This is a genomic window from Acidocella aquatica (assembly GCF_030160635.1).
Lineage (GTDB): Bacteria > Pseudomonadota > Alphaproteobacteria > Acetobacterales > Acetobacteraceae > Acidocella > Acidocella aquatica.
Window position 1 is genome coordinate 36,407 of record NZ_BSOS01000003.1, and the last position, 18,846, is coordinate 55,252.

Sequence of the window (18,846 nt, forward strand, 5' to 3'; positions counted from 1 at the left end):
CCATGAAGTTTAAAAAGCGTGCTTCAGAATTCACCGGGTTGAATGGTGGCAAAAACGACCGGTGTCGTGGGACCGATTTCGTAAACATTGATTGGCCCGGAACTCATCCCCGCCATGCTCGGCATGCCCGGCAATCCAGCTGGCATACCAGCAATAGCTATGCCCTTAATGGGCGGATGCTGGGTGAGCAGCTTTTGAACAATCGAGGCCGGGATATGCCCCTCGACCACATACCCGTCGATTTTCGTAAGGTGACACCCAACCAACGATGTCGGCACTCCAGCCTCCTCCGTCAGAGCATCAAGATTGGGCGACGGCACGACCTTCACGGTAAATCCGTTTTTGTCGAGATATTTGGCATAGGTTTCGCAGCAATCGCAGGCGGGGTTTTTATATAACGTTGCCTGAATGGGAGCAGCAATAGCCGATACCGGCGTAAGCACGGTGAGCGCGAACATGGCTTTTCTTAATATTCCAGTTATCATTTGTTTTTCCTTTTTGATGATAGAGTCAGGCAACGCGAATCACCGTCATCAGCCCGAAATCCTGATGTTCGATGACATGGCAATGAAACATCCAGTCGCCTGGATTGTCGGCCACAAAAGCGATATCCACGGTATCCTTGGGCCGTAGAATCACAGTGTCACGGATATGCGGATACTTCGCGACGGCGCCATTGCGCGATAAGACATGGAAGCTGTAGCCGTGCAGGTGCATCGGGTGCCACCAATTCGTTGTGTTTGTTAGTGTTATAAGTGCGGTACGTCCCAGTGGCAGGGTAAAGATCGGCGTCATGCCTTCGTTCAGCCCGTTCGGGCCCTTGATCCCCCAAATGGCAACCGGGGTGTTGCTATCCCCCATCATGCCCATTCCGCCCATCATGCCACCCATGCCCATGCCGCTCATGCCGCCACCAACGATGGTTAGGTGGTGCCGCACGGGATTTTTAAGGTCGGGGACTGGCACCGGATTTGGTGGCAGAATGATCGGCTTCGACGAGGTGATTAATTTTGGCGTTCCGGAATAAGCCAGATCGGTGAGTTTATAGCTGCCGTCGTATCCATAGAATTCATCCGTGACAGGGTAGGTGCTGCCGGGATCCCCCGTTGCTTCCAGCAACAGATCAACACGCTGGGCCGGTGCGATAACGGTGAGCCCGCCATCAGGTTCATAGGGCTGCGTAACCGGCTGGCCGTCGAGGGCCATCACCACGACCCGGTGCCCGGCAAAGCGCAGCGCCATGAATCGGGCCAGACAAGCATTGATCAGCCGCAGCCTTATCCGCTCGCCCGCGCGCAGCGGTAACGGCGTGGGCAGCGTACCGTTGATGGTTACGGTTGAGCCGATCCTCCCGGCCATCATGCCCTGCATGACGTCGTCGAAGCCATCAACGATCTCGTTGTCAGGCAGCAACTCCCAGTCCTGCAAAACCCACAGTATGTCCCGGTCAAAACCAGCCGGCTCCGGCTCCTCAACGATCAATGCGCCGGCCATGCCACGTCCCATTTGCCGGGCGGTGTGGTCGTGCGGATGATACCAGAACGTACCGGCGTCCGGCGGGGTAAAAGCGTATTGGAAGCTGGCGCCAGGTGCGATTGACTTCTGGGTTAGGTCCGGCACGCCATCCATGGCGTTCGGCAATCTGATGCCATGCCAATGAACCGTTGTGCCCTCGTCGAGGCCGTTTTGGACATTGTTTTGGAACGCGACGCCCTGGTGCAAGTGCAGCGCCGGGCCGCTCACCATGCCATTATAGGCAAGCACGGGCGTTTCCGGTTGACCGGTCCCCATGATGGGGGCCAAGGCTGGCGCGGGTTTCAGGTTAACAGTACTGTTGTTATTTTCCGCGGCACTCGCGGCCTGCGCTTGCAATAAGCGCGTGGTCGCAATGGCGCCCCCGGCCATTAACAAACGCCGCCGGCTCAAGGCCGTCGACTCTATTATTGACATAAAATCATACCTCATAAAGGGCTGAATCCCCGCACGCATGCGGAAATTGTACAGCCAGACTGACGCTGTCGCGTCTGGACAAGTTCCCGATGCCGCCGGCCCGATCAGGAGCGGCGGCTAGATTTCAGGGAAGCTGTCTAGGAGGGTATGGGTCGGGAATGCGCAGTATACCGGTGGGCGCAGCTTGAGATGCAAGCTCGTGGCGGATCGGATAGAACGAGACCGCCGAGACAACAAATTGCGCCGGTAAAACCCAGCCGGGTGATGTACATAACGCAGTTGCGCAGCCGCTGGCCTTCATTTTTGCAGGCGAGCCGGATGGGTGGTCTGCACAATGAGACCCATTGCAGCCCATGGACATCATCACATTTGTCTGCATTGGCCCTGATTGCATGGGCATAGCGCGGGCGAAGGATGGCGCCATCACTGAGATCACAATGACCAGTGCAATAATTGAGCGCCAGAATGCGGTTAATCCACCCATCGGAACCATCCATACGCCGATCTGCCAATCGCCTCAAGTGGCAGGGTCGGGGGGTGGTTACAAAGCATGGCCGCCCGCACCCTCCAGATCACGAAGAATTGGGCATTCCGGCCGGTTATCGCCGTCGCAGGCATCGGCCAGCTCCCGCAAGGCGTCACGCATCGCGGTCAGCTCGACGATTTTCCCCGACAGCTCGGAGACATGTTCCAGCGCAATCTGCTTCACCGCCCGGCTGGGTTTTTTGCCCTGCCAAAGCCCGATTAGCAGCTTGATCCGCGCCATCGGCAACCCGAAATCACGCGCCCGCCGGATAAACCGCAAGGTTCGCACATCGGTATCCGTATAGATCCGGTAGCCAGCCTCGGTGCGTGAGGCAGCTTGGATGAGGCCGATGCCTTCATAGTAACGGATCATTTTGGCCTTAATACCAGAGGCCAGAGCAGCCTGACCAATATTCACGACATCACCATCAATCTACCCTCGGCCGCCAATTTCGGAGCAGCAGCGCGTTCAGCACCACCGAGACGCTGCTGAATGCCATCGCAGCACCTGCAAAGACCTGGTTCTGTCGTTTTTCCGAATAGAGCGGATTCAGACGACCATGAAACCGTGCTTTATCAATAGGTTGATCTGAGAGATATGGTGCTTTAATTCTGGACGCACCGCAAAATGATCCTTACAATTGGACTGCGTTGAAGTCAGAACAGAGGCAGCGGTCAGACACTTCACAGTCGAATCGTGCTTGAAAAGAGATTCGAGTCCAGAAACTCGGATCCGGTCCGGTTTCTCGGAACCTCATCCGGAAAACTAGGAGCAACGACATTAACTATTTGATTAGACGCTACTTTTTAATGTGACACAAAAAACGCAGAATGTTAATTATGGAAAGTGCCAAATGATTTCAGCCGTGCGACGCACGATCAACCATGCAAGAGCGCCATGGCTTTCTGCCTGATTTCATCCAACTCGGCGGTCGTCGCGCGTCCTTTGCGTGCCGCATGCCGGGCCTGCCAGTCAAGGCTCTTGATCTGATCGGCGAGCGCCACGCTGGGTTTTTTGCCTGATAAACGAACCTCGAATGGGTAATTCTTGATTTGGGTGGTGGTCGGACAGCATAACAGCAGCCCCGTGCGTCCATTGTAGGACGCGGGACTCAACACCACGGCTGGCCGGTGTCCAGCCTGCTCGTGGCCGGCCTGTGGGTTGAACCCCAGCCAGACGATATCGCCGGCATCTGGGACGTATTTCGGCTTCGCACGCGGCGCCGCTGCCATTAGAAAATTTCTCTGCCGGCGGAACCGCCAAAATCAACTTCGCCATGGAGATTATCCGGTGTAACCTGTGACAGCAGACTCTCCAGCGTCACCGGCTTGCGCATTGGCTCGATGACGATGCAGCCATTCTCGGCCCGGATGTCGACATCCTGGTCGATGCTCACATGAACAGCATCCAGGATCGCGGCGGGAATCCGGACCGAGGCGCTGTTTCCCCATTTTTTTACCTGGCTCTGCATTTTACCACTCCGTTGCTACATTGTAGATACATGATGGTCCCCCGCAGGTCAAGCGGGGGCGAGAAAATAAAAACTGTGCGCTGCGGCATTGCGCGAGCGGCGCTCTGTCTTATGGAAAGTACGGGGGTGGAGTAGCGGCTCGGATATGCTAAATAGTCGCCCGTGAAGAACATCTAACCAATTGACAGTTCAGCAGAATCCTGGATTTTATGACCATTCTTATTGCTGGAAACACGGAGGTTTTCTGCGGTTTTCCGGCAATTTGATTCGGCGCGCCGGGTTGTGATTCTCTGCCTTTGGAATGTTTTTGGGAGCACAGATGCGACCAAAGGAACCTCGCGATAGCGGCCAGCATGACCTGCTTCGCTCACGGCTGGATCAGATCATCGACACCGGGCACGCGCTCGCCAAGCTGGCGCGGACGATCGATTGGGAGTTCCTCGCGCAAAAGCTTGGCGCGGTTTATACTGACCAGCCAGGCCGGCCGCCGGTGCCGACCCGGCTGATGGCGGGTCTGGCAATCCTCAAATATATGCATGATCTTTCCGATGAAGCCTTAAGCGACCGCTGGCTGGAGAACCCGTATTACTAATATTTCTGCGGCGAGGAATTCTTCCGCCACAAGCTGCCCTTCGACCGTTCCGCAATCACCCGCTGGCGCCAGCGCATGGGCGAAGAGCGGCTGGTGGCGCTGCTGCAGGAGAGCCTGGCCACGGCGACGCGCACGGGTGCTGCCAAGCCGGCCGACTTCACCCGCGTGATCGTGGACACCACCGTCCAGCCAAAGGCGATCGCCTTTCCGACAGATGCCAAATTGCTGGCCCGCGCGTGTGCATCTGGTCCGTCAGGCCAAGCGGCACGGTGTTGCCTTGCGCCAGTCCTATGAGCGCGTCGGCAAAGCCGCCCTGATCCGCCATCAGCGCTATGCGCACGCCAAGCAATTCAAACGTGCCAATCGGGCGCTAAAAACTTTACGAACGCAGCTTGGTCGGGTGCTGCGAGATATTCGCCGCAAGATCAAGGAAGATGCCGATCTGCGGGCAGCGTTCGCGCCCAAGTTGCGCTGGCCGAGCGCATCCACGCGCAACGGCCCAAACAGCGTGGCCCAAAAATTTACAGCCTGCACGCGCCGGAGGTGGAATGCATCGGCAAGGGCAAGGCCCACAAGCCGTATGAATTCGGCGTCAAAGTTTCGATCGCAACGCCAATCTAGCGCTGCCAGGGCGGGCAGTTTGTCGCCCACGTCGCCGCCCTTCCCGGCAACCCTTATGACGGCCACACCCTGGCCAGGGTCGCACCCGAAATCACCCGGCAGATCGGCGTCAATCTGCAACGAATTATCGCCGATGCCGGCTACCGCGGCCATAACGCCCCCAAGGGCCAGGGCCTGAATGTGTTCACCTCAGGCCAGAAGCGAGGTGTCACCGACAAAATCAAACGCGAACTGCGGCGGCGCTCAGCCGTCGAGCCGGTCATCGGCCATCTCAAATCAGGCCACCGCATGGACCGCAACCACCTCAAAGGCCGCTCCGGCGACGCCGCCAACGCCCTGCTCGCAGCCATCGGCTTCAACTTCCGCCTCCTGATCGCCTGGATCACTCTTCTTTGCGCCTTTATCTAGAGCGTCATCCAAGACAATGCAAAAACTCAATTCACCTGAAATAAGCGTTCTTCACGGGCGACTATGTATGGACGCCGGGCTACTGGGCTTATGGATCAATGGGCTATTATTGGGTGCCCAGTACCTGGATTCAGCCGCCGGACGCTGGCCTGCTGTGAACTCCGCCTTATTGGAGCTGGAACGACAGCTATGTTTTCAACAACGGCTATTGGGGCCAGCATGTCGGCTTTTATGGCGGGGTTAATTACGGATACGGTTACGGCGATGAAGGCTATAACGGCGGCCACTGGGACGGCGGGCATTTCGACTATAACCGAGCCGCCAACAATTTCGGCGCGGTGCATGTGAATAACGTGTACCAGCACAATCTGACCATCATTAACCACACCAATGTCAGCTACATGGGCGGAGCCGGTGGGCTCAGGGCGGTGCCCTCGGCGCAGGACCGTTTGGCCGAGCATGACAACCACGTTCAGGTGACGGCTGACGAGGCGCGGCACATCAGCGGCGCCGAGGCCAATCCGGCCTTTGCTCTGAGCCACAACAACGGGCATCCGGCAATTCTCGCAACCTCCCGTCCCGCGGCGTTCCAGGGGGGAGACAACCAGAAGCCGCTTGCGAGCACCGCCGGGCATGCGGTGACTAATAACAGGCAGATGAACAGACCGGCCATCCCCACAAATCCGGCCGAACATGCCGCGGCACCGACTCACCATGAGAACGGCCCGCAAAAGCAGTAAGGCGGGGATATTAACCGCTAACTTGGCCTCCACGCCACCTTGGAGATGTCGGCCCGCCGGTGCTGCGATATTGGATGTCGAGGTTTGTATTGGGATACGAGGGAAAAAGCAGCACGCGATAAATTGTGCCGCATTTCTAAATTTGGTGGAAGCAAGCCAGAGATTAAACGGGTGAGTGAGTAGTTTCCGATCCTTCTGTTTAGGCAAGCAAAGTTCTACATTGAAGATCAGGTACACGGCATCAGTGCCGCTCACGAGAGTTAGGAAGTCTCACAATGGGTATTGGTGGAATTCTCTTAATAATTCTAATCCTCTTTTTAATCGGCGCTTTACCCACTTGGCCGCATAGTTCAAAGTGGGGATATTATCCAAGTGGTGGGCTCGGCATTGTTGTCGTCGTTGTCATCATTTTATTGCTTATAGGTCGAATTTAACCGAGGCAACACTAAACTTGCTCTCTCAATCATAAAGGTATTAAAAAGTGAACACCGATCGTATTGTCGGTTCCGCAAAGCAAGTCAAAGGCGCGGTTGAGGAGATTTCCGGAAAACTGGTCGGCGATACAAAATTGCAGATTGACGGCAAAGCTGACAAGGCCGAGGGAAAGGCCTAGAATGTTGTTGGATCGATTACGGAAGTCTTGAAGCCGTAAAGATTAACGTCTGCCGATAAACAAAAAAAACAATCACAGACATCAACCCGCAATCAACGAGCCGCAAAAATAGCGGGATTATGCCCAATTAAGCTACAACTGTTAATTGCCATATCGTAGTGGAATTTTTCATGACAAAAATCAAATCAATTCTTCTGGCGACCGCACTGGCTCTCACGCCAGTTCTTACAATCTGCACCGCCGCATCGGCAAAAGCGGAGTCGGCGGTGCAGCTTAACCAACAGTCTGTTCAGGCACTTGATCTGCTTTGCAAAACCAATCCTACCGCGGCGGATCTCTATCACAATTCTCGCGCCGTGCTGATTTTCCCCAATATTATCAAGGCGGGCATGGTATTCGGCGGGGCTTATGGGGAAGGTGAGTTGCTGCGGGGCTCGAAGATTGACGGTTACTATAATTCCGTGACCGGTTCGTGGGGGTTGCAGGCTGGTGCGCAGTCTTATGGCTACATCGTGTTCCTGATGAACCGTTCGGCCGTAACATACATTCATGACACGCAAGGGCTAGAAATCGGCGTCGGCCCTACGGTCGTTGTTGTTGACCAGGGCGTTGCCAAAAATCTTTCGACCTCGACACTCAAAGATGACGCCTATGCCTTCATCTTCAATCAGCAAGGGCTGATGGCGGGCGTCAGCATCGAGGGTACGAAAATTTCCAGAATCAATCCCTAAGATGCAGCCTGAAAGTCAAAACTGGCGTGCCGTAAATTGAATACGGCAAGCCAGCCGCATTTCTGCGGCGATACCGGCTGGAACCCAATGGCAGATAGTAAATACCCAAAGCCCGAGGACCGCGCAGCACTACTTACCGCGGAGCGCAATCGTAAAATGGCTGCCTCCGCGCAGGCTTATGTCCGGGGTAGCACTGTGCATTTCTACGAGTGGCTTGCGAGTGGCAATCGCGCGAGACTGCCGCAAGGTCCCGATATTTGGATTTGCGGCGATTGCCATGTTGGCAATCTTGGCCCCGTAGCCAATATCCACGGTGACGTGGAAATTCAAATTCGTGACTTTGATCAGACGGTTGTCGGCAATCCCGTCTATGATCTCATCCGCCTTGGCTTGTCGCTCGCCATGGCCGCCCGTGGCTCCGACCTGCCTGGTATAACGACCGCGCATATGCTGGAACACATGATCGAAGGATACGAGACTGCATTTCTGCCGCGGGATCCAAAAAATTCGGTGGAATTAAACGCGGCCATGCCGGAAATTGTCAAGCGCCTGATGCGAAAGTCGGCTGGCCGATCCTGGAAGCATCTGGCCGATGAGCGGATCGAGGGAGTCAAGCCTGTTATACCGCGGGGCCGGCGGTTCTGGCAGATGACCGTCGAGGAGCGGCGGGCGATTGACCTATTGTTTGCCCAGGAGCAGGTTCGCCGGCTGGTGACGTCGCTTCGTTCACGCGATGAAAATGCCGAGATTCGCGTTCTGGATGCGGCTTACTGGCGCAAAGGTTGCAGCTCGCTGGGCAGGTTGCGCTTTGCGGTTTTGGCTGCCGTGGGCGCGGGGAAAGACGAACGGCACTGCCTGATGGATATCAAGGAAGCTGCAGCACCAGTTGCGCCGCGGAGCCTGATTGGTGATTTGCCGCTCGACAATGCGCATCGCGTTGTTGAAGGGGGGCGTGAATTATCGCCATTTCTCGGGGAGAGAATGTTATCCGCCGTACTGCTTGGCAAAGCCGTTTTTGTCCGCGAGCTCATGCCGCAGGATTTGAAAATCGAGATCAAGCAGATTTCGATAGACAACGCGAAAAGCATTGCAAAATATCTGGCACATATCGTGGGCTTGGCGCATGCCCGTCAGCTAAGTCGGCCTAAGCGCAAGACATGGCTAGCTGAACTTCAACACAACCGGTCGAAGTCATTGGATGCTCCATCGTGGTTGTGGAACAGCGTGGTGGCGCTCGTCGCTGCGCATGAGGCGGCCTATCTGAATCATTGTCGGCGTTATGCGTTGGAGAATTCCGGTTGAGCGCAGAAATGGATGAAACAAAATAAAAGCCGAAAAACGCATCAGGGGGCCACAATCGGCGAGATGTCGAGCTGATCGAGGTATTCAGATAATTCAGCCGTCCATTTGCGCGCCGTGACAATATCGGCTCTCCCGGCGGCGAGCTCGAGACCGGCACCGATGTCGGTAATCTTCTGGAAGCCAAACATACCGCCTGAACCCCGCATACCATGGCCAAGAAACTCCACGGTCTCGAAATCCCCATGCTCCAGGGCATCCTGTATCGCGCGCACATTTTCGCGGCGATTATTCAGGTATAACGGTATATCCATGCTTGGCCCACGGCTCGGCGGTGTGCTGGCGGACGGGCTTCCAATCGAGGCCGGAGAAAATACGGCGGGACAGTGTTCGATGATGGCCTGCAGCAGCACCAATTGCTTGATCGGCTTCGTGAGATAAGCCGTACAACCAGCGGCCACGCATTTTTCCCGATCCCCTTTGAGGGCGGCGGCGGTGAGGGCAATGATCGGTGTGGGGGCGCGGTTGTTGGCTTTCTCCCATTCACGGATTGACCGCGTCGCGGTCAGCCCGTCCATCACGGGCATCTGCCGGTCCATCAGCACCAGGTCGAAATGTCCCGCGATAAATTTGTCGTAAGCGACGAGGCCATTTTCGGCGACTTCAATCAGGTATGGCGTCTCCTGCATATAGGCGAGCGTGATCGTGCGGTTGTCGGGATAATCCTCCACCAGCAGAATTCGTAGCGCCGGGAGGTGTGGTTGCGTACCTGCGCCTGCTACGAGAACCGTTGGTTTTACGGGGCCGGTCCAGATATCGAGTGGAACAGCGAAGGAAAATACACTGCCTTCCCCAAAGCGGCTTTCCGCCCAGATCCGTCCACCCATGAGTTCGACTAGGCGCTTGGAAATGGTCAGGCCCAGGCCCGAGCCACCGTAGCGGCGGGTTGTCGAAGAGTCGGCCTGCGTAAAGCGCTCAAACACTGCCCCCAGTTTCTCCGCGGGAATGCCGATTCCGGTATCGGAGATCGCAAACTGCAAAGCGCTTTGCCCGGCGGAGTCGACGTCTGGCGTTATCCGCAAGGCCACTTCACCAAATTCCGTGAATTTTATGGCATTACCCAACAAATTAAGCAGTACCTGCCGCAAACGCGTTGGATCACCCACCAGATTGACGTCAACCTCAGGCACCAGTTCACAGACCAGAATCAGCCCCTTTTGATGCGCCCTGACGGCCAGCATCTCCATCACTTTTTCGAGCAACTCAGTGAGCGAGAATTCTGTTCGTTCAAGTTCAAGCTGAGAGGCTTCAACTTTCGAGAGATCAAGGATATCGTTGATCAAGTCGAGCAAATTGTCGCTGGCACGGCAGAATATATCCACATATTTTTTCTGCTCTTGCGTGAGGGGCGTTTTTATCAGCAAATCGGCGATGCCGATAATGGCATTCACAGGGGTGCGGATTTCATGACTCATGCTGGCCAAAAAGTCTGACTTGGTTTGGCTGGCGCTTTCCGCTACGGCCTTGGCCTGCTTCAATTCGGCTTCAACCCGCTTGCTTTCGGTAATGTCGCGCGCGGAGGCGAATACCCCCTTCAAGGTACGTTCGCGGTCGTAAAACGTGGTTGCGTTGTAAGATACCACCGTTTGTACGCCGTTCCTGGCAGATGCGGTGAGTTCGAAATCGGTAACCTTTTTCTCACTTAGCACCAGCTTGATCCCGGCCTCGGCGCGTTCCGGGTCCGTGAAATGACTCTTGAAAGGCGAGCCTATCAACTCATCGCGCGTGCAGCCGGTGAGCTCCTCCATTTCCTTGTTGATATCAGTGATGATGCCGGCAGGGTCGGTAGTTACTACGGCATCAATGTTGGATTCGATTAAGGAGCGTGTATAAAATTGCTGATCACGCAGGCGCTGATCAAGCTTTTTTTGTTCGGCTTCAACGAGCTTGCGTGCAGTGTTATCGGTACCGATCAACAGATACCCGATGATGGCATCCTGCGTGTCTCGCAATGCCGTGACCGATACCACCGCCGGAAAGCGGCTTCCATCTTTGCGGATGTAGGTCAGCTCGTAGATGTCCTCTATCCCGCGCGAGGCTTTAAAGACTAAGGCCTCGAAGCCGGGGTTAATCGTGGTTTCAAGTTCAGCGCTCAGCTCTTTAGCCCTTGCAATCACTTCTTTCGGGTCGGAAATGTCGGCTGGAGTGATCTTATTCATCACTTCGGCGGCTGTGTAGCCAAGCATGCGCTCCGCGCCGACATTAAAAATTTGAATGACCCCCTTTGCATCCGTCGCAATGCTTGAAAAATTGGCACTGTTAAAGATGGCGCGCTGTAGTGCGCCATTCTCAAGGCGCGTTTCATCAAGAAATTTAGTCAATTTCATATCATTCCTATGATAGCAATTTCCCGCTTATGGGGCCGGCGAACGGTTGATCGCCATTTGAATGGCGTGGATCAATGCGGGTTCCTTAAAGGGTTTCTCAAGCAATACTGCGTCCGGCCGCTGTAGCCGCACCTTTGTGATATTCCCGCTCATAAATAAATGAGGGATGAAGCCGTATTGCAGGATCTGCGTCATTGCCGTAAGGCCGCTGCCGACGCCCAGCCAAACGTCCACGATCATCAAGCTCGGTTTGTGCTGAGCGGCATAAGCCACGGCCGCTGCCTCGGTAGCTGCGATCGCGCAGACGTTGTGCCCCAATGTTTCCAGCATTGATGCCAGCAAAGTCCCGATCATGGGGTCGTCATCCACCACGAGGATTCTTTGGCCACCTGAAACTTCGCCAGTTCCGGCGACCGCGCTATAGAATCCAGACGTCTGTTGTACTCTTTCGGGCATTGGTCGTACGTGGGCGCGAATTCCACCCAGGCCAAGGTTCGGAAACTACTCAGAGTATCCCCAGTCCGCGGAGCGCCGTTTTCAATCCGTGCGTGAGCTTTGATGTGGGGCGAGGGAACCAAAATTCTTTAACAGGCGGGAATGCGACCAAATAGCTCAGTATCTGTGCCGGATACGACAGAAATCGCTTGGTGATTCCATGCGCATTGCACCATCATTATACTCATTTTTTGATCCGGCCTGTTTGTCCAGGCCGCCTATCTAAAAGATGAAATTTTGGTAACTGTTGGGCCGTCCACCCCAACAGTTACATTGTTACGATAAAAAATTTGCTCGGTAAGTTTGGTCAGGAGGGGTACTTGGGTCGATCATGAAGAACCAACCGCTCGGCACTCGGGGAACCACGCATGCCTCACGGTTGTGTTACAGGAGCGCGAGGGGCTATCATTGGCTTGGATGATTTGTCGTAGGGGCGGCGTGATAACGCTTCAACACGTGCCAGTAATTCCGCAACCCCGAAGGGCTTCACCAGATAGTCGCTACCGCCTGCATTGAAGCCGCGAACTTTGTCCGCGACAGTGGCAAGGCCCGACAGAAACAGGACGGGTGTAAGGTTATTTTCGCTTCGTAACGCTTCAACAATTCTGATACCGTCGATGCCACCTGGTAGCATCCGGTCGAGAATTATAAGGTCAAATTCCACCGATGCGGCGCGAAAGAGCGCGTCCCGGGCGTTAGCCAGATGCTCGACAAAATAGCCAGCGTCCACGAGGACCTTGGACATGAGAGCAGCGTTGTTAAGGTCGTCTTCAACGAGTAGAATTTTCATTGCCCTGCCTAATTTGTAATTCGGAAGCCACTTGAAGCGCGACGCTGCCTTGGGAGGTTAAAGTTTAGTCAGGAAAGATAGCTGCTGGCAGCCTCGGAATCTACTCACAGGAGACTCCTCTCATGTTTCGAAATTTCAAGCTGCAGGCGTAAAAATACTTTGCTTCCTTTTGTTGGCTTCAAATCGGAATGGTGGCCGACATCAAATCGGAATCCCCGGCCGGCTTCCGTCGGAATCTAAAGGTTTCTGTGAGGTCGCGCACCGTCGTCGCGGCGCCTCGACGACGGTGCGCGACCTCACAGAAACCGGATTGAACGAAACCGCCGGCCGTAGGGCAACTATGGGGATAGTGGCGCTTCGCTGGGGTCTCGGCATCTGATTTTGGCGAACTGTATGGCCGCCATTTCGGCTTGGTTGGTCTGTTTCATGCCGGTGACGGTGTGCTGATCGTCGTAGGGTAGACCTTGATGGGTTCGACAGCGCTGGTTTCTTTGAAAGAGCGGCTTGACTCCGGCTTTACCGACAAAGCATTCACTGCCGGCACGCATGTCGCCGATCTACCAGATTGAATTTTCTTGGTTGAAGCGGTGACTGTTCATGAGGTGTCGTACCAGGTTGGGCGCCGCAGCGGGCGTGGTCCCGAGGTTACGGCGAGCGTGATCATCCTGCCGCCGCAGCATGGGCAGGTGTCTAATGGCGACACGGCTGGCGCACACGCGGCCACTACGTTGGCTGTGATTATGGGGCCGGGCGAAGGTACGGCCAGGAGCTTCCGGCAGAGGGTAATTTTGGCGGCACGGTGCCCGTTGGCGAGGAACCCATAATGGCGAATGCGATGGAAACCGTCGGGCAGGGTATGCTGGAGAAACCGGCGGATGAATTCATCTGCGTCGAGGGTCATGAGCTTGGTCTTGCCGTGATGGCGATAATCCTTCCAGCGGAAGGTAACTGATTGCTCACTGATCTCGGTGATCCGGGAATTTGAGATGGCGACGCGGTGGGTATAGCGGCTGAGATAGGCGAGGACCTGGGCTGGGCCGCCGAATGGTGGTTTGGCATAGACCACCCATTCGATTTGGCGCAGCGCCCGCAGCTTTGCTGCAAAGGCATCCGGTTCAGCGAGGCCCGTCAGATCGCCGAAGAAGCTAAGCTCGCCAGCTTCGAATGCGCCTTGCAACGCCGCGAGAAACAGCCAGCGGAACAGCCGCGATAGTACGCGGATCGGCAGGAAGAAGCCCGGCCGGCAACCCACCCAGCGCGCGCCGTCGAGCGATGGACCGCCGCCTGGCACAACGCAATGAACATGCGGATGGTGGTGCAGGTTCTGGCCCCAGGTATGGAGCACGGCCAGTAGCCCGATCTCGGCGCCAAGATGCTTGGCGTCCGCCGCAATCGTGCGCAGCGTCTCCGCCGCGGTCTTGAACAAGATGGTATAGACGACCTCCTTGTTCTGAAACGCCATCTCCGCCACCGGTGCTGGCAGCGTGAAGACGACATGGAAGTATGGTACTGGCAACAGATCGGCCTGCCGCGCCGCCAGCCAGGCGGCGCGGGCGTGACCTTGGCACTTCGGGCAATGGCGGTTTCTGCAAGAGTTATAGGCGCAACGGATTAGCCCACAATCCGAGCAGACCTCGGTGTGGCCACCAAGTGCAGCGGTTCGGCACAGTTCGATGGCGCTCATAACCCGCCGCTGAACGCGGTCCAGGTGGCCGTCATGCGCCCACCGATAGGCGGCGCCATGGCGGCGAAAAACGTCCGCAATCTCCAGATTTTTTGACACGATGGCCACCGGTCAAGGCGGTGGCACGACCTCAATCGTCAGTCGATCAAACGGGCTATCGGTCTGCCGGATCAGACCGCTCGAGACATGGGTATAGCGCGCCGTGCTGGATAAATTGCTATGCCCGAGGAGAACCTGAATGATCCGGATATCGGTGCCGCTTTCCAGGAGATGCGTGGCGAATGAATGACGCAACGTGTGTACGGTGACACGCTTGGCTAAACCGGACGCCGCGCAAGCGGACCGGCAAGCGGCATGCAAAACGTTCACTTCAATCGGGTTGGCAGGATCGCGTCCGGGAAATAGCCAATTCTTGGGCCGGGCAAGCCGCCAGTATGTGCGCAGAATGCCAAGCAGTTGCACCGACAGCATGACATAGCGATCCTTGCCGCCTTTGCCCTGCTGGACCCGGATCACCATCCGGCCACTGTCAATATTAGCGACCTTGAGAGAAACCGCCTCGGACGCGCGCAGCCCGGCGGCGTACGCGGTGGTCAGAGCAACACGGGTTCGCAGGCTTGGTACCGTTTCCAGAAAGACCAGAAAGATCGTGGTCGAGTAGCTGCCACCCCATGAACCTGGAAAACATTCTTCGCCAGATCCGACCCAATCGTCACAATCTCATCCATGGCTATGCCCTCCTATATTGACGGTCCTACATCTTACCGCAGATCTCCGCCGGTAAACGCCAGAAAGAGGGGGCGTTCCACACCATCAACATTGCACGCGATTTTACGATCTGCCTTTGGATACCATAGCCGCACGGCCCCGCCCCAGAGCAAAACCGTAATTCGTGACCGCTGCCGGTTAACTTGGCAATCAGCTTCTTCAACGCGGCCTACGTGTTCGTGATCGTTCCGTAATCACGCATCTCCTTTCGCAGGCTCGACTCCGCGACCGCAACGGCGATCATATCTTTATGCACATCAAGGCCAATGTAAGTGATAGAATTCGCCATGACCCGTCTCCTATGCATGAGGCTTGGCACCGGACAATCCAGCGCAACCCTCGAAATCCTGCATATTGTGAGACGGGCCACCCACCCTATCTCAGGCGAATATCTGGTCTAGGGCGACGTTCCATGACGTGTGCGGGGGGGGGGGGGGCAGCGGACCAGCCTCTCATGACCGGGAGGGGAAGATACCGTATAGACCGGACGCGCGTCCTTCGATCAATACGGCTTACGTGTTACGGCGTGGTCTGGCTATGCGTAGTTTGTATGGTTGTGGTGACAGGCGAGGTGGGAGACGGCGTTGTCGTTGTTTCCGTTGTCGTAGTGGTTGTCGGCGGCGGCGAACCGCCACAGCCGGCTAGCATGGTCATTGCCCCGAGCATTGCCGCGCCGGCGAGCAAACGGATACCTGATACTTGACGTTTCACGTTCATCTCCTGTGCTTAGTTGGTGGTTGAAGTCGTGGACTGGCTGGTGGTGGTGATCGGCACCGGCGGTGTTGTGGTCGTGGTGGTGCTGGTGCTGGTGCTGTCGCTACCCGAACCGTAGGCATTGCCATAGGTTGTCTTTTTGGAATCAACGGTATTACCATTGCCGTCGTTGGAGGATTTGGTTTCCGTCGTGCTCAACGTACCCGCCGGCGGTGCAACAACGGCAGGCACGCTCGTCGTCGTAGAGGACGTGGTGTCGGAAGACGTGGTCTGTGCGAAGGCGGCGCCGGTCATTAACAGAAACGCGCACGCACTCGCCGTAAGATATTTTTTCATAATAACCCTCCAAAATCATAACAGACCAGAAACCGTGCTATGTCAGCAGCGTCGGTTGTCTAATGCTCGATATGGGCCCGCACGGGCGACTGTGGCAGGCTCGGAAACTACCCATGGACGAAAGCTTGCCAGACGCAAACCAAGCGGACGGTAGGTCCGCGGGCCACTGCCAAATTGGCGTTCCTGTGAGTAGTTTCCGAGTCTAGTGTCTAAAACGCGACTATAGGAAAATAATGAACAGCATGTAGTCCCGCAAATTTATAGGGTTTCTAATTCTATAGCCTAGAGTGCGTGCTGCAGAAGGATATTACCATGAACGTAATCACCACGAACGAACAGGACCTGCACTCATATATGCGTACGGTAATTGTCGGTATCGCGCTATTGTTGAGCATGTCGTGGTGTGTCGAGTCGTTGCCTTCAGCGAATCTGTTTTCCAGTCATGCAAAATATTCTGATTCCAATTATATCGGATCGGTCTCGCCGGTGCGGATTGATGAGCATGAAGCTATCAACAACCTAATCGGTTTCCAATATGCCCCAGCGGGGCAGGCAGTAATTTTAAAGTAATTGATGCGGGTTGCGGCGGTATCTATATGCCCGGCATGCTGCCGGCAGAGTTAGAGCATGCTTTCAGAATCAGTGATTTGTACGTGTTTCATCATCATTGGCACGGAGGGGGCGCGACTGAAATCGCGTAAAGGTGCTGAGAGATAATGACGAACCGGTGGCATCCGGGAGTAAACGTAATCCGTTGGGCCAATGCGCTTATCGAGCGCGCAATTTTGATCGGAAATCAACTCGCGGACTTCATCATGGCCAGTGTGGCTCCGCCACTTATGAAACAGGCAGTAGATATGACTGCATGCGATTATCGCCGCATTCTCTTTTCTCTAAGTATATTCCGATGCTGGTATGGTCATGTTTTTTCGTGGCATTATCGAAACTTGGACGCTGAACTTAGCCCTTTGGGGCTACGAGCGCCGGGCCGCGCAAGCGGGTGGGTTAATATGTGTGGGGACAGAGGCAAAATGACTGCTTTAAAATTGAGCCTGGGTACGGTTGTCCTCGTTATGGCGAGCCAAAATGCGCTTGCCCAGCAGCCGATTGGCGGGGGCGGGCAGATTCAGCAGATTCCTCCCGCGCCGGTTCAGGAAAATTCAATTCCCGCGCTTCCGAGGCCACAGGAGCAGGCGGCACCTGCTCCTGTGGCCTCTGGAAGCAAATTTGCCGTCAAATCACTGCAGATAACAGGGCAGACCCGCTTTTCCGCTGCCGAACTGGTCGTGGTGTCGGGCTTTCAGCCGGGCCAGCAATTTACTTTGTACGATTTGCAAGTAATGGCCTCAAAAATTACCAACTACTACAATCAACGCGGATATTTCGTGGCGCGTGCCTATCTGCCACCGCAGGATATCACGGACGGGATCGTGAAAATCGCTGTGATCGAAGGCCGTTATGGACAGGTTGGTTTACGCAACCGGACGAATGTGTCCGATGTCGTGGTCGTTCGTATTCTCGGCGGCTTAAATCCTGGCGACACGGTTGAGAGCGCACCGCTGGAACGGCGCCTTCTGATAATTTCGGACCTACCCGGTGTCAGGGTGAACGCAACATTGGCTCCAGGGGCCGCGGTCGGAACTGCTGATCTGGTTGTTGGCGTGACGCAGAGGCCACGGATAGATGGCGACATTGAAGCCGATAACTGGGGAAATCCATACACCGGCGCCTATCGCGTGGGTGGAACCATAAATTGGAACGAACCTTTTGGGGTTGGCGACGTACTCAGTTTGAGGACTATGGAGTCGACGACTGGCGGCATGGACTATCTTCATGTGTCGTACCAGGCCCAGGTCGGAGATACGACAGTGGGCGCCGCGCTCACCGGGTTCAAATATCATCTCGGCAAACAGTTTACGAGCCTGGACGCTAACGGCACGGAGGGGATTGCCAGCGTCTACGCCAGCTATCCGTTGATCCGGTCGTACAACAATAATCTATACCTTCTGCTCGATTTCGATCAGAGGTTTTTTCGCGATAATATCGGCGCCACTTCGAGCACCACCAACAAGCGGGCCTCGGTGCTGACTCCTGGTATCAGCGGAAATTTTTACGATACTTTGGGCGGCGGCGGGTGGAATAACTATTCCGCTTATGCCACTTTTGGCGACCTCACCATTGAAACGCCCGCGACCCGGGCGGAGGATAGGCTCACCGCGCAGACCAATGGCAGCTACGCGAAACTGTCGGGTAGCGTCTCTCGGTTGCAGAACGTGGTTGGTCCGTTATCGCTCTACATGTCGGTGAGAGGCCAGATTGCCTCGAAAAACCTCGATATTTCCGAGAAGATGGAATTGGGCGGAGCAAACGGCGTGCGCGCCTATCCCGAAGCTGAAGCCTATGGTGATGACGGATATATTGCGACACTGGAACCAAGGCTGCAGCTGCCTCTGCCGCCGAGTGTACCGGGCCAGTTGCAGTTAATTGCCTTTGTCGATACCGGCTACGTCAAAGTTAACCATACCCCATTTTCGAACGCGGGAAATGGCCTGACCCGGACCGGAGCGGGAGCGGGCCTCAGCTGGTCTGATCCCAACAACTTCCTGCTAACGGCCACCTACGCCCACATGCTCGGCAATAACAAAGCGACTTCCTATCCCGATGACGCGGGGGAATTTTGGTTTGAGGCCGTTAAATTTTTCTAACGAAAACCCTGGCGGC

18 protein-coding genes and 2 pseudogenes are annotated in these 18,846 nt (G+C 55.7%); 9 read left to right on the forward strand and 11 right to left on the reverse strand.

All coding sequences use genetic code 11. From position 1 onward, the window contains the following. Positions 1 to 23 precede the first annotated feature (23 nt). The 5 genes from QQJ84_RS00280 to QQJ84_RS00300 all read right to left on the reverse strand — a co-directional run bounded on the left by QQJ84_RS00280 (position 24) and on the right by QQJ84_RS00300 (position 3,947). Positions 24 to 518 carry a DUF411 domain-containing protein gene (locus QQJ84_RS00280; RefSeq protein WP_284255876.1) on the reverse strand — a complete coding sequence of 165 codons (495 nt, stop codon included), beginning with the start codon at positions 516 to 518 and terminating at the stop codon, positions 24 to 26. Next, entirely contained in the window at positions 511 to 1,905 is a 1,395-nt protein-coding gene (locus QQJ84_RS00285; RefSeq protein ID WP_284255877.1) for a multicopper oxidase family protein, read from the reverse strand. Before QQJ84_RS00285 ends, QQJ84_RS00280 begins: the two co-directional genes overlap by 8 nt. A gap of 586 nt (positions 1,906 to 2,491) precedes the next feature. Next, positions 2,492 to 2,893, reverse strand: a complete 402-nt coding sequence (locus QQJ84_RS00290; RefSeq protein ID WP_284255878.1) for a MerR family DNA-binding protein — start codon at positions 2,891 to 2,893, stop codon at positions 2,492 to 2,494. Positions 2,894 to 3,354: 461 nt separating this feature from the next. Beyond that, positions 3,355 to 3,708: an endoribonuclease MazF gene (gene mazF / locus QQJ84_RS00295; RefSeq protein ID WP_284255879.1), complete on the reverse strand. Its 354-nt coding sequence runs from the start codon at positions 3,706 to 3,708 to the stop codon at positions 3,355 to 3,357. Continuing rightward, complete coding sequence (locus QQJ84_RS00300) at positions 3,708 to 3,947, reverse strand: AbrB/MazE/SpoVT family DNA-binding domain-containing protein (RefSeq protein ID WP_284255880.1); 240 nt, start codon at positions 3,945 to 3,947, stop codon at positions 3,708 to 3,710. The genes mazF and QQJ84_RS00300 overlap by 1 nt, the downstream gene beginning before the upstream one ends. A gap of 319 nt (positions 3,948 to 4,266) precedes the next feature. On the opposite strand from QQJ84_RS00300, the pseudogene QQJ84_RS00305 reads away from it, so the two are divergent. The 7 genes and pseudogenes from QQJ84_RS00305 to QQJ84_RS00330 all read left to right on the forward strand — a co-directional run bounded on the left by QQJ84_RS00305 (position 4,267) and on the right by QQJ84_RS00330 (position 8,954). Further along, a pseudogene (locus QQJ84_RS00305) lies at positions 4,267 to 5,568 on the forward strand (IS5 family transposase). A 65-nt stretch (positions 5,569 to 5,633) separates the two neighbouring features. Next, positions 5,634 to 5,726: pseudogene (locus QQJ84_RS19405) on the forward strand (hypothetical protein); the annotation flags it as partial. Positions 5,727 to 5,912: 186 nt separating this feature from the next. Then, on the forward strand, positions 5,913 to 6,308 hold the full coding sequence (locus QQJ84_RS00310) for a hypothetical protein (RefSeq protein ID WP_284255881.1): 396 nt from the start codon (positions 5,913 to 5,915) through the stop codon (positions 6,306 to 6,308). Positions 6,309 to 6,583: 275 nt separating this feature from the next. Next, on the forward strand, positions 6,584 to 6,742 hold the full coding sequence (locus tag QQJ84_RS00315) for a DUF3309 family protein (RefSeq protein ID WP_408861591.1): 159 nt from the start codon (positions 6,584 to 6,586) through the stop codon (positions 6,740 to 6,742). Positions 6,743 to 6,789: 47 nt separating this feature from the next. Next, entirely contained in the window at positions 6,790 to 6,921 is a 132-nt protein-coding gene (locus QQJ84_RS00320; RefSeq protein WP_284255882.1) for a CsbD family protein, read from the forward strand. Between the two features lie 170 nt (positions 6,922 to 7,091). Continuing rightward, positions 7,092 to 7,652, forward strand: coding sequence for a lipid-binding SYLF domain-containing protein (locus QQJ84_RS00325; RefSeq protein ID WP_284255883.1), 561 nt, complete (start codon positions 7,092 to 7,094; stop codon positions 7,650 to 7,652). Positions 7,653 to 7,688: 36 nt separating this feature from the next. Beyond that, positions 7,689 to 8,954: a DUF2252 family protein gene (locus QQJ84_RS00330; protein WP_284255884.1), complete on the forward strand. Its 1,266-nt coding sequence runs from the start codon at positions 7,689 to 7,691 to the stop codon at positions 8,952 to 8,954. A gap of 41 nt (positions 8,955 to 8,995) precedes the next feature. Here the strand turns inward: QQJ84_RS00330 and QQJ84_RS00335 are convergent, their stop codons facing one another. From QQJ84_RS00335 to QQJ84_RS00360, 6 genes are all read right to left on the reverse strand, one after another. Then, a complete protein-coding gene (locus tag QQJ84_RS00335; protein WP_284255885.1) occupies positions 8,996 to 11,338 on the reverse strand; it encodes a hybrid sensor histidine kinase/response regulator in 2,343 nt (780 codons plus the stop codon). A gap of 27 nt (positions 11,339 to 11,365) precedes the next feature. Beyond that, a complete protein-coding gene (locus tag QQJ84_RS00340) occupies positions 11,366 to 11,707 on the reverse strand; it encodes a response regulator (RefSeq protein ID WP_284255886.1) in 342 nt (113 codons plus the stop codon). A gap of 499 nt (positions 11,708 to 12,206) precedes the next feature. Further along, the gene (locus QQJ84_RS00345) at positions 12,207 to 12,623 is read right to left on the reverse strand and encodes a response regulator transcription factor (RefSeq protein ID WP_284255887.1); all 417 of its coding nucleotides are present in this window, start codon (positions 12,621 to 12,623) and stop codon (positions 12,207 to 12,209) included. A 595-nt stretch (positions 12,624 to 13,218) separates the two neighbouring features. Beyond that, on the reverse strand, positions 13,219 to 14,409 hold the full coding sequence (locus tag QQJ84_RS00350; protein ID WP_284255902.1) for an IS91 family transposase: 1,191 nt from the start codon (positions 14,407 to 14,409) through the stop codon (positions 13,219 to 13,221). A 9-nt stretch (positions 14,410 to 14,418) separates the two neighbouring features. After that, positions 14,419 to 14,955, reverse strand: a complete 537-nt coding sequence (locus QQJ84_RS00355; protein ID WP_348522651.1) for a tyrosine-type recombinase/integrase — start codon at positions 14,953 to 14,955, stop codon at positions 14,419 to 14,421. 846 nt (positions 14,956 to 15,801) lie between these two features. Next, positions 15,802 to 15,987: a hypothetical protein gene (locus QQJ84_RS00360; protein ID WP_284255888.1), complete on the reverse strand. Its 186-nt coding sequence runs from the start codon at positions 15,985 to 15,987 to the stop codon at positions 15,802 to 15,804. 450 nt (positions 15,988 to 16,437) lie between these two features. Between QQJ84_RS00360 and QQJ84_RS00365 the strand changes: the two genes are divergently transcribed. Continuing rightward, positions 16,438 to 16,695: a hypothetical protein gene (locus tag QQJ84_RS00365; protein ID WP_284255889.1), complete on the forward strand. Its 258-nt coding sequence runs from the start codon at positions 16,438 to 16,440 to the stop codon at positions 16,693 to 16,695. A gap of 461 nt (positions 16,696 to 17,156) precedes the next feature. Continuing rightward, positions 17,157 to 18,830, forward strand: coding sequence for a ShlB/FhaC/HecB family hemolysin secretion/activation protein (locus QQJ84_RS00370; RefSeq protein WP_284255890.1), 1,674 nt, complete (start codon positions 17,157 to 17,159; stop codon positions 18,828 to 18,830). Positions 18,831 to 18,846: the final 16 nt, after the last annotated feature.

Coding starts and splice junctions, on each gene's coding strand:
- QQJ84_RS00285 (WP_284255877.1), bottom strand. CDS start 1,905: ATGGCCGGGGGCGCCATTGCGACCACGCGCTTATTGCAAGCGCAGGCC.
- QQJ84_RS00300 (WP_284255880.1), bottom strand. CDS start 3,947: ATGCAGAGCCAGGTAAAAAAATGGGGAAACAGCGCCTCGGTCCGGATT.
- QQJ84_RS00315 (WP_408861591.1), top strand. CDS start 6,584: ATGGGTATTGGTGGAATTCTCTTAATAATTCTAATCCTCTTTTTAATC.
- QQJ84_RS00365 (WP_284255889.1), top strand. CDS start 16,438: ATGAACGTAATCACCACGAACGAACAGGACCTGCACTCATATATGCGT.
- QQJ84_RS00370 (WP_284255890.1), top strand. CDS start 17,157: ATGACTGCTTTAAAATTGAGCCTGGGTACGGTTGTCCTCGTTATGGCG.
- QQJ84_RS00335 (WP_284255885.1), bottom strand. CDS start 11,338: ATGAAATTGACTAAATTTCTTGATGAAACGCGCCTTGAGAATGGCGCA.
- QQJ84_RS00325 (WP_284255883.1), top strand. CDS start 7,092: ATGACAAAAATCAAATCAATTCTTCTGGCGACCGCACTGGCTCTCACG.
- QQJ84_RS00345 (WP_284255887.1), bottom strand. CDS start 12,623: ATGAAAATTCTACTCGTTGAAGACGACCTTAACAACGCTGCTCTCATG.
- mazF (WP_284255879.1), bottom strand. CDS start 3,708: ATGGCAGCGGCGCCGCGTGCGAAGCCGAAATACGTCCCAGATGCCGGC.